Source organism: Mycoavidus sp. HKI (assembly GCF_020023735.2).
In the GTDB taxonomy this organism is placed as follows: domain Bacteria; phylum Pseudomonadota; class Gammaproteobacteria; order Burkholderiales; family Burkholderiaceae; genus Mycoavidus.
In genome coordinates this window covers 1527948-1542658 of record NZ_CP076444.2, presented here as the reverse complement: position 1 = coordinate 1542658, position 14711 = coordinate 1527948, and the positions used below count along the sequence as shown (strand labels likewise).

15 protein-coding genes and 1 tRNA gene are annotated in these 14711 nt (G+C 50.3%); 13 read left to right on the top strand and 3 right to left on the bottom strand.

Going from position 1 to position 14711, the window contains the following annotated elements; genetic code table 11:
* The first annotated feature begins 6 nt into the window (after positions 1-6).
* From nuoH to yaaA, 10 genes are all read left to right on the top strand, one after another.
* Positions 7-1065, top strand: a complete 1059-nt coding sequence (nuoH, locus tag KMZ15_RS06090; protein ID WP_223691659.1) for an NADH-quinone oxidoreductase subunit NuoH — start codon at positions 7-9, stop codon at positions 1063-1065.
* An 81-nt stretch (positions 1066-1146) separates the two neighbouring features.
* Positions 1147-1635 (top strand): NADH-quinone oxidoreductase subunit NuoI, encoded by a 489-nt coding sequence (nuoI, locus tag KMZ15_RS06085; protein ID WP_223694749.1) that lies wholly within the window; start codon positions 1147-1149, stop codon positions 1633-1635.
* A gap of 12 nt (positions 1636-1647) precedes the next feature.
* Positions 1648-2301, top strand: coding sequence for an NADH-quinone oxidoreductase subunit J (locus KMZ15_RS06080; protein ID WP_223691658.1), 654 nt, complete (start codon positions 1648-1650; stop codon positions 2299-2301).
* Positions 2302-2318: 17 nt separating this feature from the next.
* On the top strand, positions 2319-2627 hold the full coding sequence (gene nuoK, locus KMZ15_RS06075) for an NADH-quinone oxidoreductase subunit NuoK (RefSeq protein ID WP_223691657.1): 309 nt from the start codon (positions 2319-2321) through the stop codon (positions 2625-2627).
* 14 nt (positions 2628-2641) lie between these two features.
* Positions 2642-4639 (top strand): NADH-quinone oxidoreductase subunit L, encoded by a 1998-nt coding sequence (gene nuoL / locus KMZ15_RS06070; RefSeq protein ID WP_223691654.1) that lies wholly within the window; start codon positions 2642-2644, stop codon positions 4637-4639.
* Positions 4640-4661: 22 nt separating this feature from the next.
* The gene (locus KMZ15_RS06065; RefSeq protein WP_223691652.1) at positions 4662-6155 is read left to right on the top strand and encodes an NADH-quinone oxidoreductase subunit M; all 1494 of its coding nucleotides are present in this window, start codon (positions 4662-4664) and stop codon (positions 6153-6155) included.
* Positions 6156-6164: 9 nt separating this feature from the next.
* The gene (gene nuoN, locus KMZ15_RS06060; protein ID WP_223691650.1) at positions 6165-7685 is read left to right on the top strand and encodes an NADH-quinone oxidoreductase subunit NuoN; all 1521 of its coding nucleotides are present in this window, start codon (positions 6165-6167) and stop codon (positions 7683-7685) included.
* Positions 7686-7687: 2 nt separating this feature from the next.
* Positions 7688-7993 (top strand): DUF2818 family protein, encoded by a 306-nt coding sequence (locus tag KMZ15_RS06055; protein ID WP_223694747.1) that lies wholly within the window; start codon positions 7688-7690, stop codon positions 7991-7993.
* 144 nt (positions 7994-8137) lie between these two features.
* A complete protein-coding gene (locus tag KMZ15_RS06050) occupies positions 8138-8893 on the top strand; it encodes a Fic family protein (protein ID WP_223691648.1) in 756 nt (251 codons plus the stop codon).
* Positions 8894-8911: 18 nt separating this feature from the next.
* Positions 8912-9697: a peroxide stress protein YaaA gene (gene yaaA, locus KMZ15_RS06045; protein WP_223691645.1), complete on the top strand. Its 786-nt coding sequence runs from the start codon at positions 8912-8914 to the stop codon at positions 9695-9697.
* Positions 9698-9759: 62 nt separating this feature from the next.
* On the opposite strand, the gene KMZ15_RS06040 is transcribed toward yaaA, so the two are convergent.
* The 3 genes from KMZ15_RS06040 to KMZ15_RS06030 all read right to left on the bottom strand — a co-directional run bounded on the left by KMZ15_RS06040 (position 9760) and on the right by KMZ15_RS06030 (position 10968).
* Entirely contained in the window at positions 9760-10257 is a 498-nt protein-coding gene (locus KMZ15_RS06040; protein ID WP_223691642.1) for a BspC domain-containing protein, read from the bottom strand.
* A gap of 47 nt (positions 10258-10304) precedes the next feature.
* Positions 10305-10381, bottom strand: a tRNA-Pro gene (locus KMZ15_RS06035).
* Between the two features lie 38 nt (positions 10382-10419).
* A complete protein-coding gene (locus tag KMZ15_RS06030) occupies positions 10420-10968 on the bottom strand; it encodes a hypothetical protein (protein WP_223691640.1) in 549 nt (182 codons plus the stop codon).
* A gap of 198 nt (positions 10969-11166) precedes the next feature.
* On the opposite strand from KMZ15_RS06030, the gene rpsO reads away from it, so the two are divergent.
* From rpsO to KMZ15_RS06015, 3 genes are all read left to right on the top strand, one after another.
* Positions 11167-11436, top strand: coding sequence for a 30S ribosomal protein S15 (rpsO, locus tag KMZ15_RS06025; RefSeq protein WP_223691637.1), 270 nt, complete (start codon positions 11167-11169; stop codon positions 11434-11436).
* Positions 11437-11522: 86 nt separating this feature from the next.
* Positions 11523-13685 carry a polyribonucleotide nucleotidyltransferase gene (gene pnp / locus KMZ15_RS06020; protein ID WP_223691635.1) on the top strand — a complete coding sequence of 721 codons (2163 nt, stop codon included), beginning with the start codon at positions 11523-11525 and terminating at the stop codon, positions 13683-13685.
* A gap of 18 nt (positions 13686-13703) precedes the next feature.
* A complete protein-coding gene (locus tag KMZ15_RS06015; protein WP_223691633.1) occupies positions 13704-14708 on the top strand; it encodes an NAD(P)H-quinone oxidoreductase in 1005 nt (334 codons plus the stop codon).
* Positions 14709-14711: the final 3 nt, after the last annotated feature.

The window sequence follows — 14711 nt, the reverse complement described above, 5'->3', positions numbered from 1 at the left end:
TCCATTATGTTCGATACAATCAATACGCTTGGTATGCAAGCGCTTGGCGTTGCCTGGCCCACAGTATGGCTCCTGATACGCATTCTTGTGGTCTGCGTTGGGCTACTCTTGTCGGTCGCTTATTTGATCTTATGGGAACGTAAGCTGATCGGCTGGATGCATGTGCGGCTAGGACCCAATCGGGTAGGGCCATTAGGGCTGCTACAGCCGATTGCTGATGTGCTTAAGTTGCTGCTCAAAGAAGTCATCACGCCGGCTAAGGCCACGCACTGGCTTTATATCTTGGCGCCGATTATGACCGTGGCGCCAGCGCTGGCCGTATGGGCCGTGATTCCATTTCAGGCGCAAGCTGTCTTGGCGAATGTGAATGCCGGCCTCTTATATGCGATGGCGATTTCATCGGTGGGGGTCTATGGTGTGATCCTTGCAGGTTGGGCGTCAAACTCCAAGTACGCTTTTTTGGGGGCTATGCGTGCCTCGGCGCAGATGGTTTCTTATGAAATTTCGATGGGTCTGGCTCTGGTCGTGGTGTTGATGACCGCCGGCAGTTTGAATTTGTCTGAAATTGTTCATTCGCAACAGCGCGGGATCTTTGCTGGCTTAGGGATTAACCTGCTGTCATGGAATTGGCTGCCGCTCTTGCCCATCTTTGGGGTGTATTTTATTTCGGGTATTGCTGAAACCAACCGCCACCCATTTGATGTGGTTGAAGGCGAGTCGGAAATTGTGGCGGGTCATATGGTGGATTATTCGGGGATGGCGTTTGCGCTTTTCTTCCTGGCTGAATACATCAATATGATCGTTATTGCGGCGCTGACTGCGACGCTCTTTCTAGGTGGCTGGGATGCGCCGTTAGCCGTGCTTTCATTTATCCCCGGCGTGATTTGGTTGGCGCTCAAAGTTTTTCTATTGTTGTCTATTTTTATCTGGGCGCGTGCGACTTTCCCGCGTTACCGCTATGACCAAATTATGCGTTTGGGCTGGAAAATTTTTATTCCAGTGACGCTTGTTTGGCTTGCTGTGGTGGGGTTTTGGATTATGTCACCATGGAATATTTGGCAATAAAGGTCTTGTAACAGAGCCTTATCGGGCGACGCTGTGTTGCTCAGGCTGCTTTGCCAAGCCGATTTAACGGATCGAATTATGTTGACCGCGATTAAAAATTTCTTTAAGAGTTTTTTCTTAATTGAACTCTTCCGAGGCATGGCGCTGACTGGGCGCTATGCATTTGCACGCAAGATTACGGTGCAATTCCCAGAAGAAAAAACTCCGCTCTCGCCACGCTTTCGAGGCTTGCATGCACTCCGCCGCTACCCTAATGGGGAGGAGCGGTGCATTGCCTGTAAGCTGTGCGAAGCGGTATGTCCGGCGCTGGCGATTACGATTGAATCGGAATTACGTGAAGACAATACGCGCCGCACCACACGTTATGATATTGACTTAACCAAATGCATTTACTGCGGGTTATGCGAAGAAAGCTGTCCAGTCGATTCGATTGTTGAAACTCAAATCCTCGAATATCACGGTGAAAAGCGAGGTGACTTGTATTTCACCAAAGACATGTTATTGGCGGTGGGGGACCGGTATGAAGCGCAAATTGCTGAAACCAAAGCCGCTGACGCACCCTATCGTTGAGTGAGAGGCTAAATGGAATTCACAACTTTACTGTTTTATATTTTTGCGTCGATTCTAGTCGTCTCGGCGCTGCGGGTGATCACAGCGCCTGATCAGGTACAGTCGGCGCTTTTTTTGGTGCTGGCTTTTTTTAACGCGGCCGCGCTCTGGCTGCTATTGCACGCCGAATTTCTGGCGATTCTACTGGTCCTGGTTTATGTTGGCGCGGTGATGGTGCTTTTTCTCTTCGTCGTAATGATGCTCGACCTGGATTTGCAGCGACTGCGGGGCGACTTTAAACGCTTTGTGCCAACCGCAATGATTATCGGTGGTGTATTGATTACTGAGATGGCCTTAATTTTATGGCGCGGGTATGGTGGGGCGACCGCGCCAGCGAGTCAGGCTGATGCCGTTTCAAACACGCATGCGCTGGGCAAATTGATCTATACCGAATATATCTTCGCCTTTGAAATCGCAGGCCTTTTGTTGTTGGTGGCAATGATTGCAGCGGTTGCGTTAACGCTACGCCATGGCAAAGACCGTAAGCGCACTGACTCGACAAAGCAAATTCGCGTGCGCCGCGAAGACCGGCTGCGGATTGTAAAAATGCCTTCAGAAGAAAATTCTGAGGGTGCTGCAAGCCAATCTGCGTCTGCTGACTCCGCGGATGGCAAAAGCCCGAGCTAAACGCAAAAGGAATAAAGATGACTCTGACCCTTGCCCACTATTTGGTTCTTGCTGCAATTTTATTTGCGATTAGCATCGTTGGCATTTTTTTAAATCGACGCAATCTGATTGTGATCTTGATGGCAATTGAATTAATGTTACTTGCCGTCAATACTAATTTTGTTGCTTTTTCACGCTACCTTGGCGATGCGCATGGCCAGGTTTTTGTCTTTTTTGTCCTGACTGTGGCAGCCGCTGAAGCTGCCATTGGGCTGGCGATTTTAGTCACCCTGTTTCGTACGTTTGACACGATTAATGTCGAAGATCTCGATCAGCTTAAAGGTTAATTAGGTTACTTCTAATGACAGCAACACTTGACTCTAATTTGCTGCTTGCAATTCCGCTAGCGCCGCTAGCGGGGGCTTTGCTCGCTGGGCTTTTTGGCAAAACCATCGGTCGCGCAGGCGCACACACGGTCACCATCGTCGGTGTGGCGATTGCCTTTGTGCTCTCGGCACTGACCTTATCTGCGGTGATCGGCGGTGCCGGTTATAACGCAACCGTATACGAATGGATGCGTTTAGGTACGCTCAAATTTGAAATTGGTTTCTTAATTGATTCGTTAAGCGCATTGATGATGTGTGTGGTCAGCTTTGTCTCGCTGATGGTGCACGTTTATACGATTGGCTACATGCGGGATGACCCGGGCTACCAGCGGTTTTTCTCATATATTTCGCTGTTTACCTTCGCGATGCTGATGCTCGTGATGAGCAATAATTTTCTACAGCTTTTTTTCGGTTGGGAGGCAGTCGGTGTTGTGTCGTATTTGCTGATTGGTTTTTGGTACACCAAGCCAACCGCAATTTATGCCAATATGAAAGCGTTTCTGGTCAATCGGGTCGGCGATTTTGGTTTTATTCTTGGGATTGGCTTGCTATTTGCGTATGCGGGCTCGCTCAACTATGGCGATGTGTTTGCGCAACGCGAAGCGCTCGCCGCATTGACTTTCCCGGGTACTCAATGGGGCCTCTTAACCGTCGCTTGCATTTGTCTTTTTATCGGCGCGATGGGCAAGTCCGCGCAATTTCCGCTGCATGTCTGGCTGCCTGATTCAATGGAAGGCCCAACGCCGATTTCGGCGCTGATTCACGCCGCCACCATGGTGACCGCGGGTATCTTTATGGTGGCGCGGATGTCGCCGGTGTTTGAATTAACCGACAGTGCGCTGTCGTTTGTGTTAATTATCGGCGCGATCACCACTTTGCTAATGGGGCTGCTTGGTCTGGTGCAAAACGATATCAAGCGGGTGGTCGCGTATTCGACGCTGTCACAACTGGGTTATATGACAGTTGCTTTGGGGGTGTCGGCGTATCCGGTGGCTATTTTTCACTTGATGACGCACGCGTTTTTCAAAGCTTTGCTATTTCTGGCGGCAGGCTCGGTGATTATTGGCATGCATCATGAGCAAGATATGCGCTATATGGGCGGCTTGCGTAAAGCCATGCCAATCACTTGGCTGACCTCGCTGATTGGCTCGCTGGCATTAATTGGCACGCCGTTTTTCTCAGGTTTTTATTCAAAAGATTCAATTATTGAAGCGGTCAAATATTCAACTATTGTGGGCTCGAGCTTTGCCTATTTTGCCGTTGTGGCGAGTGTCTTTGTCACCGCCCTATATTCGTTCCGGATGATTTTTCTGGTGTTTTACGGTAAACAGCGCTTTAAGCACAGTCCGGATCATAGCCATAGTAGTCACGCGCATACGCCGCATGAATCGCCATGGGTGGTTACCGTGCCGTTGATGCTGCTTGCTATCCCCTCCGTCATCAGCGGCGCATTGGCGATTGGCCCGCTGCTCTACGGTCAATTTTTCGAGCATGGGGTGGCATTTGAAAAAGTTATTTATATCGGCTCGAGTCACCTTGCGCTGCAGTCGATGGCGGCTGAATACCACGGCTGGACTGCAATGGCGCTGCATGCGTTGACGACGTTACCGGTATGGCTGGCCTGCGCCGGGGTGGCGGTGGCATGGTTGGGTTATTTGCAGTACCCGGCTTTGCCGATAGCCATTAAGGCCCGTTGTAGCTGGCTTTATACGCTGTTTGAGAACAAATATTATCTGGACAAAATCAATCAAGCGGTCTTTGCGCGAGGCGCGCTCTTAATTGGCGCACGCTTTTCCCAAACCGGTGAGCGCAAAGTGATTGACGCCGCGGTGAATGGCAGTGCGCGCCTAGTCGGCTGGTTTGCAAGTGTGATGCGCTCTTTGCAATCCGGTTATATCTATCACTATGCATTCGCGATGATCGTTGGCATGCTAGCGCTGCTAACGCTGTTTGTCACGATTGGCGGTAAATAAGAAGCCAGAGACCCGTATCCAAATGCAACCTTTTCAATCTTTTCCGCTTCTCAGCCTAGCTATCGGCTTGCCGATTGCCTTTGGCGTCTTGGTCTTGGCCAGCAGTGCCTACCTTAAACCTGCGCTGGTGCGCTGGCTGGCATTGCTCGGCGCGAGCTTGAGCTTTATCGTTACCTTACCCCTGATCACGCATTTCGATGCGCACACGGCGGCGCTGCAGTTTGTTGAGCGGGCCAATTGGATTGAGCGTTTTAATGTCTTGTACTACCTTGGCATTGATGGCATCTCACTGTGGTTTGTAGTGTTAACCGCCTTGATCACCGTGTTGGTGATCATTGCCAGTTGGACTTCAGTGACGCGGCATATTGCGCAATATCTGGCTGCCTTTTTGATTTTGTCTGGTTTAATGGTCGGGGTCTTTTGCGCCCAAGACGGCTTGCTGTTTTATGTGTTTTTTGAGGCAACCTTGATTCCGATGTATCTCATCATCGGTGTTTGGGGCGGTCCAAACCGTGTCTATGCCGCGTTTAAATTTTTCCTCTATACGCTCTTTGGCTCGTTGCTGATGCTGGTTGCGCTCCTGTATTTATACGCGCACTCGGGCAGCTTTGAGCTGGCTATTTGGCACCAGCTACCGTTAGCGATGCTGCCTCAGGTGTTGTTATTTGCTGCGTTTTTTATGGCCTTCGCCGTGAAGGTGCCAATGTGGCCAGTCCATACTTGGTTGCCTGATGCTCACGTTGAAGCGCCAACCGGCGGCTCGGTGGTGTTGGCGGCAGTGATGCTGAAGCTTGGCGCGTATGGTTTTCTGCGCTTCTCGCTGCCGATCGCGCCTGATGCGAGCCATCTGCTAGCGCCGGTGATGATTACCTTGTCGCTTATCGCTGTGATTTATATCGGCTTAGTGGCGTTAGTGCAAACCGATATGAAAAAGCTTGTCGCGTACTCATCGATTGCGCATATGGGCTTTGTGACGTTGGGTTTTTTCATTTTTGATGCGCTCGGCATGGAAGGTGCGCTAGTGCAGATGATTTCGCATGGTTTTGTATCCGGCGCGATGTTTTTATGCATTGGCGTATTGTATGACCGTATGCATAGCCGCTTAATGGCGGATTACGGCGGGGTGGCGAATGTGATGCCAAAATTTGCCGCGTTCTCGATGTTATTTTCAATGGCGAATTGCGGTTTGCCAGGCACATCGGGTTTTGTCGGTGAGTGGATGGTGATCTTAGCTGCGGTTCGTTTCAATTTCTGGATTGGCTTGCTGGCTGCCTTCACTTTGATCTTGGGCGCAGCCTACACCTTGTGGATGTATAAACGAGTGCAGTTTGGCGCGGTAGCTAACCAACAGGTCGCGCAGCTAAAAGATCTCAGCCGGCGCGAGTTTTCCATGTTGTTTGTGCTGGCGGCGTTCGTCTTGGCGTTAGGGGTTTGGCCGAAGCCATTAACCGAAGTAATGCATACCTCGGTCGCCAAGCTGCTGTCTCATGTTGCGCAGTCAAAACTTCCATCATAAGGCCACTGTATGCAAAATACCCATATGACCATGCTGTTGCCTGATGCCTTCTTATTGTTGGCAATTATACTTGCTTGGCTGAACGATATTGTCACGGGCGCCACGAATCTGGCCGGGCGTCGTGCGACGTATCTAGTTGCCGTCATTTCGTCGCTGCTCGCGGCCCTCGGTTATTTATTACTGGCTGCCCATGGCCAATCACACTATTTTTTCGACAATATGTATGTGATTGATCCATTCGCTAATCTGATGAAGGCAGCCGTCACCGCAGGGTTTGCCATCGCACTGATTTATTCAAGAAAATACCTTGAGGAGCGTGGGCTTTTTCGGGGTGATTTTTATTTGCTAGCGATGTTTTCGTTGCTTGGACAGTTGGTGATGATTTCGGGTCATAACTTTCTGATCCTGTATCTCGGGCTTGAATTAATGTCATTGTCACTGTATGCATTAATTGCGCTACGCCCAGACACAACCGCTCTATTGACGCCAGCCACGCAATCGGTGCCTAAACTAGCCACCGAAGCGGCGATGAAATACTACGTACTTGGGGCGCTGGCTTCTGGTTTTTTGCTTTATGGCATCTCGATGTTGTATGGCGCAACCAGCTCGCTTGATTTAGACGAAGTGTTTCGGGCGATTGCCTCAGGTCGCATTAACTATACGGTATTGCTCTTCGGCGTCGTTTTTATTGTTGTAGGCATCGCTTTTAAGCTGGGTGCGGTGCCATTTCACATGTGGGTACCTGATGTCTATCAAGGCGCGCCGACTGCGATGACATTATTAATTGGCGGTGGCCCAAAAGTGGCCGCTTTCGCCTGGGGACTGCGTTTATTGGTGATTGGCCTCTTGCCATTGGCGATTGATTGGCAGCAAATGCTGGTGATACTGGCCGCGCTTTCTTTAGTCATCGGCAATTTAGTGGGCATTGCGCAAAAAAATATCAAACGCATGCTAGCCTATTCAGCCATCTCAAATATGGGTTTTGTGCTGCTGGCTCTTTTGTCTGGTGTAGTGGGCGGCAAATTGGGTAATCTGGTCGGCGCGTATAGCTCGGCAACCTTTTATAGCATCATCTATTTATTGACTACGCTTGGCAGTTTTGGGGTGGTGATGTTGCTGGCGCGGCGTGATTTTGAGGTAGAGAGTATCGATGCATTTAAAGGGCTTAACCAACGCTCGCCGCTTTTTGCGTTGGTCATGCTGGTGATGATGTTCTCCCTTGCCGGTCTGCCGCCCACGGTAGGTTTTTATGCGAAATTTGCGGTGCTTGAAGCGGCGATGAATGCAGGTCTGACTTGGCTGGTGGTGCTGGCTGTGCTCTCCTCGCTATTGGGCGCCTTTTATTATTTACGGATTGTTAAGCTGATGTATTTTGATGCACCGCTTGATCAAACGCCTCTGGTGGCCTATACGGGTGCGCGCATCGTGCTAGTCGTAAATGGTTTCGCGTTATTAGCCTTGGGCCTGATGCCAGGGCCGTTAATGTCGCTTTGTATGCGTGTGCTCCAGCAAACCTTGCTGCTGCCCTAATGATGTCCGCAGCCGGCTGGTTTATCGTGGGATTGGCTGTGCTATTGGCTAATTTGCCGTTTCTGAATCAGCGGGTTTTGGGCTGCTTGCCCTTGCCCTGGGTACTCGCCGCCAAACGCAAGCGCATTGGCTGGCGATTGCTTGAGTTGCTGGTGTTTTATTTAGTTGTCGGCGCACTGAGCTTTTTGCTAGAAGCGCGGGCGGGGAATGTTTTTGCGCAGGGCTGGCCGTTTTACACCGTGACCTTTTGTTTTTTTCTGGTGCTGGCTTTTCCGGGGTTTGTGTTTTGCTACCTCATGAAGCGCTGAAAAAATCGTGCTTGAGAAATAGCTCTATAGTAGCCTCATACAATACTTGAGTTTTTGCCTACCTGCCGATAGACTCAAGGCCAGAGTTGCGCTGATTGCTTAGATTCGTCGGTGTTGAACCCCATAAAGTATTATCATTTATACATGGAACTTTTTACTGAATTGGGCTTTTGCTGGGACCGGGAGAAAATCCCGCAGCAGATCCCGATTCATAGCCTTGAACGAGTCTGTTTCCGCTTTCATCGGATGCTGCCCGAATTCGTCTGGGACGCGGGCGTACTTGAAAGCAATCCTTTCACTTACCCTGAAGTCAAGACCTTGCTGGATGGCGTTACAGTGGGCGGCCGCCGGATTTCTGATCAAGCACAAATTCTTAATCTAGCTCAAAGTGCTAAGCGCTTGCTGGCAATGGTTAAAAACCTGCAATTTAGACTGGATAAAGCGCACTTTTGTGAACTTCATAGTCTTGTGGCCTGCTATGAAGCCCTCGAATGGGGCCATTTTCGCGGCGAAGGGCACGAGATACGCTATACACCAAACGTAGGCTTAGGGGAACATGGCGATTACACGCCGCTGCCGACTGTGGCCGGAGCCGACAAGTTGCATAGAACTTTTATGCGCGGCGTTGCTGCGTTAAAAGAATATGTACGGCAGCCATTTGAACAGGCTGCGGGATTTTTCCTGTTCGGCGCTTTGCAGCAGTTTTTTTTCGACGGTAATAAGCGGACCTCTCGTTTCATGATGAACGGCATCTTAATGTCAAATGGTATTGATGCAATCAGCGTGCCTGCAGCTAAAGCGCAGGCATTTAATGAAAAGATGGTACGCTTTTATTTGAGTCAAGATGCCACTGAGATGATGGCCTTCCTATGGGACTGTCATCCGCAGGCTGAATTTTAAAGAATCTTTATCGATCCGATGATCATCATCTTATCCCCAGCTAAATCGCTTGATTACAAAACCCCAGCGCCACTTGAGTACGCTACGCGATCCGATTTTGTTAAGGCGTCCACTGAATTGATTGAGGTGCTACGCACTTTATCCCCAGCCCAGATTGCAAGCTTAATGGGTATTTCAGATGAACTCGCGCACTTAAATTTTCAGCGCTATACGGATTGGTCGCCGGCGTTTCCTGCGGCTCAATCGAAGCAAGCTGCGCTGGCTTTTAATGGCGATGTTTATGCTGGGCTTAACGCAGCAACGCTATCGACTGAAGCGCTGATGTGGGCACAAGATCGTTTACGGATCTTATCTGGCTTATATGGCGTACTGCGGCCGCTGGATTTGATGCAACCATATCGACTTGAAATGGGTACCCGCTTGTCCAATCCGTATGGCAAAGATTTATATGCTTTTTGGGGCGAAAGAATTACGCAAGCACTGAATACCCAATTAGCCGATACAATCCACAGTGCCTCCCCTATTGTGCTTAACCTTGCATCGGCTGAATATTTCAAGTCGATTAAACCTAAACAGCTGAAAGCGAGCGTGGTCACGCCAATCTTTGAAGACTGGAAGAATGGCCGTTATAAAATCATTAGCTTTTACGCCAAGCGAGCACGTGGTTTGATGGCGCGCTATGCCATTGTGAATCGTATTGATGAGGTGGCGCGCTTAAAGCATTTTGATGACGAAGGGTATCTGTTTGAACCGCAAGCATCGGATGAATTCAATTGGGTGTTTAGGCGGCGTGCTGCGGCGTAAAGTAAATTTTCAAGTCGGTCACTCGGACACGATTAGCCGGATTTTATCTTAAGTTATTTGATTTAGCACGCAGATGGTTTGATTTGTCTTTGAGATGGGCGCTTTACCCGGCGGGGTGTCTGACGCTTAGCGGGTGCTGGCTTGGGTTCGTTATAATCAAAGGCCATCAGCTGGTTGGCCGAGTAACCACAGCGAAATTGCAAAACATCTGGCTTAGACCGTTCTGGTTTACGGTAGCCAACACCGGATATGAGCACCATTGTATCCACCTTAACACGCTGTTTAGCGTTACCGAAGGCTTGATTCCAAGGCAAGATACTGGCCTGTCCAGTGTCTAACGCGCCATCAGGAAATTCAATCCGGGTGTAAAGTGGCAGCGTGGTTGCAACAAAGCGCGCATGGGCTGCGCAGTCTGCAACGAGAGGGCTAGCCTGCTGCTCAGCGATAAATTGCTTGACCAAATCAAGACGCCCGACATGCCAGTCAGCACGGCTTGGAAGCGGTAAGAGGAGCGTCAAGCAGCTCACCAGTAGCACAACAATCTGCATAAGCTGGCGCATCGTATTGATGAATGGTAGAGGTAATAAAAAAACTTATATGTAGTATGTGGTCGGGGCGACATGATTCGAACATGCGACCCTCTGATCCCAAATCAGATGCGCTACCAGGCTGCGCTACGCCCCGACGACAAGGCGAGATTCTATTAGATGTTGAGCGCTACGTCAAAAAAATCTGCGAAATAAATTTCGGTGGCCTGGATCATGCAGAGGATCTGGGGTTTGCTGCATGGAACGTAGGATGCCATTTGAGTCAAAATAAAAGTTGTAAAGCACGTACCAAACGTCATTGTCCATATAGCGGTAGCTCCATACTTCGCGTTGCATGCGAGGGAAGTTGGCAATTTCTACGGGTTCGCCAAAATTGATTAAAACATCGTGCTGAGTCCATAGGCCAATTTGGGCTCGCTCAAACTCTCGCCCAGTTAATACTTGCCGCACCCGAGAAATTTTGCCATCGGCGTCTATGTCGATAGCGGTTGTTGTTTCACCGAAAGGCCGAGAAGGCCACATCAGTCGTTTGCCGCCATTGGGCAATTCATACGTTTCACGCGGCTGGCCTAATTTTGCAATGGCGGAGGCTTGATCCGGGCCAAATTGCACGTTTTGCCAGGGCGCAGCGCAGGCAGCAAGGCTTGAGATGGCTGTGGCCGTGAGTGCGTTGCGTAGCCATGGGCCTGAGAAAAAGGATAGAAGGGTTAAATATATTTGCATGGCAATTAAAGGTTGATGGTATTTGCATGACAATCGGTTGCATATATTTGCAGGACAAGCCCAAAACGAGAAGCGGCGAAACCAACTGTAGTATACTCACCCTTTGTATGGTAAAGAAAGTCCATACAGTTTTAAGTTGTTATGTTCGTCCACGGCACGGCCTTTCTTCCGTGACCGCTTGTTTTATAAAGGAAAATTATGTCCGTTTTAGGTGAAAAAAAATCTGGAATTATCACGCAATTTGCTCGCGGGGATAAAGATACGGGCTCGCCCGAAGTGCAGGTTGCTTTATTGACGGCGCGCATTAATGAATTGACCGTCCATTTCAAAGCCCACAAAAAAGATCATCATAGCCGCCGTGGCTTGCTGCAAATGGTCAGCCGCCGCCGTAGTTTGCTTAATTATTTGCAAAAGAAATCTCTCGAGCGTTATCAAGCGCTGATCCAAGCATTGGGTCTACGTAAGTAAATGCCGTATTGAGATCATATGCCTGTATCAGCCATATTGCTGATGCAGGCATTTTGCTTTTTGCGGCACACAAAATAAGGAATAGTATGTTGAAGAAGATTGTCAAAGAATTTCAGTGGGGACAGCATACCGTCCGTCTTGAAACGGGCGAAATAGCTCGTCAAGCCAGTGGCGCTGTCCTGGTCGATATGGATGAAACGGTTATTCTGGCAACGGTGGTTGGCGCAAAAAGCGCAAAGCCAGGTCAGAATTTTTTTCCATTGACGGTGGATTACATTGAAAAAACGTACGCAGCGGGTAAGATTCCGGGCAGTTTTTTTCGCCGCGAGGGACGTCCATCTGAAAGTGAAACACTGATCTCTCGTCTGATTGATCGGCCTTTGCGTCCGCTTTTTCCCGAGAATTTTTATAACGAAGTGCAAGTCGTGGTGCACGTCTTGTCAGTCAATCCAGAAGTGCCAACGGATATTCCAGCGCTGATTGGCGCGTCCGCTGCGTTAGCTGTTTCCGGGATTCCGTTTAATGGTCCGGTCGGTGCTGCGCGAGTCGCTTTTATTGATGGTCAATATGTGTTGAATCCGAGTCGCAGCCAGCTCAAAACCTCTGCCCTTGAGCTTATCGTAGCCGGCACTGAGCGAGCCGTATTAATGGTTGAGTCGGAAGCGGATCAATTGTCTGAAGAGGTTATGTTAGGCGCTGTGGTGTTTGGCCAAGAGCAGATGCAAACGGCAATTGATGCGATCTATGATCTAGTGCGTGAAGGCGGACAACCAGAGTGGGATTGGCAGCCTGCGCCGAAAGATGAAGCATTGTTTAACCGGATTAGCGCGCTAGCGCTGAATGATCTGCAAGCGGCTTATCAGATACGCGAGAAATCAATGCGTAGCGAGCGGGTGCGAGTGATCTATGACGCGGTCAACAAACAACTGGCAGAAGAGGCGCTCGCCGCGGGTGTGAAGGCGCTGGATGAAGTCGCGATTGGCAGTATGCTGTTTGATCTTGAGGCCGGTATCGTGCGCAGCCAAATTCTTGCGGGCGAGCCACGCATTGACGGGCGCGATACGCGCACGGTGCGTCCGATTACGATCCGCACAGGCGTTCTGCCTCGTACCCATGGTTCTGCGCTGTTTACTCGCGGCGAAACACAGGCGTTGGTGGTTGCGACTTTGGGTACTAAGGGCGATGAACAAACCATCGATGCGATTGATGGCGAATACCGCGACCGCTTTATGCTGCATTACAATATGCCACCTTTTGCCACTGGCGAAACAGGCCGAGTAGGCACTCCAAAACGGCGTGAAATTGGTCATGGCCGGCTTGCCAAACGTGCGCTTACTGCTTGTTTGCCCGATGCAAAAGACTTTGGCTACACCGTTCGCGTCGTTTCCGAAATTACCGAGTCGAATGGTTCGTCGTCAATGGCCTCTGTGTGCGGCGGTAGTCTCGCCCTAATGGATGCGGGCGTGCCTCTTAAGGCTCATGTGGCGGGTATTGCGATGGGGCTGATCCTAGAAGATAACCGTTTTGCGGTGCTCACCGATATCTTGGGTGATGAAGATCATCTCGGCGATATGGATTTCAAGGTGGCAGGTACGGAAACAGGCGTAACGGCCTTGCAAATGGATATCAAGATTGCTGGTATCACCAAAGAAATCATGCAAGTTGCGCTAGCTCAAGCAAAAGAAGGGCGCTTGCATATCCTTGGCAAGATGCAAGAAGCAGTAACCGGCGCGCGCACAGAATTATCGTCATTTGCGCCACGCATGGTGACGCTTAAAATCAATCCAGACAAGATCCGCGATGTGATCGGCAAGGGTGGCTCGGTCATCCGCGCACTCACTGAAGAAACGGGCACCACCATTGATATCTCTGAAGATGGGATGGTCACGATTGCGAGCACGAGCAGCGAAGGCATTGCTGAAGCTAAGCGCCGCATTGAAAATATTACGGTGGATGTTACCGTTGGCCAAATCTATCAAGGCACGGTGCTTAAACTACTTGATTTCGGCGCGATTGTGAATATTTTGCCAGGGCGTGATGGTCTGCTGCATATTTCTGAAATCGCTAACGAGCGGATTAAAGAGGTGAGCGATCGCTTGAAAGAAGGGCAAACGGTAGAAGTCAAAGTGATTCAGACCGATGAAAAAGGCCGGGTACGGTTGTCTGCTAAAGCCGTGATCAATGACAGAAACCCTGTCATGGAAGAAGCGAGCCCAACAACCTTGGAGCCGATGGATCCAATCCGTTAGGCCTGGTTTTTTCTTGCTATGCGAGCAATCGCAATCACGACCTATGGTGCGCCAGAGGTCTTGCAACAGGTCGAGTGTGCTCGGCCTGTTTTGCAGCCGGGCGAAGTATTGATTCGGGTCAGCGCCGCCGGGGTGAATCGTCCAGATTTGCTGCAGCGCGCAGGCCACTATGCACCGCCGCCAGGCGCCTCTGAGCTGCCTGGCTTGGAGGTTGCAGGCGAGATTGTAGAAGGCGATTTGCAGCATGTAGATAACCGTTGGCAGCTCAGAAAAGGCGACCGTGTTTGCGCTTTGCTGCAAGGAGGCGGTTACGCCGAATTCGCGGCAGCACCTGTAGCGCTATGTTTGCCAGTGCCTGTTGGCTGGTCAGAACTTGAGGCGGCTTCATTACCCGAGACTTACTTCACGGTCTGGAGTAATCTGTTTGATCGCGCGCAACTAGGCGCGACTGAGCGTGGCCAAGATGAAACTCTATTGGTACAAGGTGGCTCAAGCGGCATTGGTGTAGCGGCGATTCAACTCGCGCATGCATTCGGTCACCGTGTTTTTGCCACGGCCGGTAGCGATGCCAAATGCCGCGCTTGCGAAAGCCTTGGCGCACAACGGGCAATCAATTACAAAACCGAAGATTTTGTGGCGGTGACCTCTGCGCTGACGGCTGGACGAGGGGTTGATGTGATTCTCGATATGGTTGGAGGGGATTACATTGCGCGCGAATTGAAAGCCTTGGCGCCAGATGGACGGCTTGCCTTGATTGCGTTTTTGGGGGGCGCCAAAGCTAGCATTAATCTGGCTGAGATGCTGACCAAGCGCTTGACCCTAACGGGATCGACGCTACGTTCACGCTCAACCCGTTGCAAAGCGCAGATCGCAGTGAAGCTGAAAGAACGTGTATGGCCGCTGCTAGAAATGGGTAAAATTCGGCCCGTTATTGACCGAGTTTTCCCGCTGGCAGAGGCAGCCAGTGCACACGCTTGGATGGAAGAAGGGCACCATATTGGAAAAATTATGTTGGCATGGTAATCC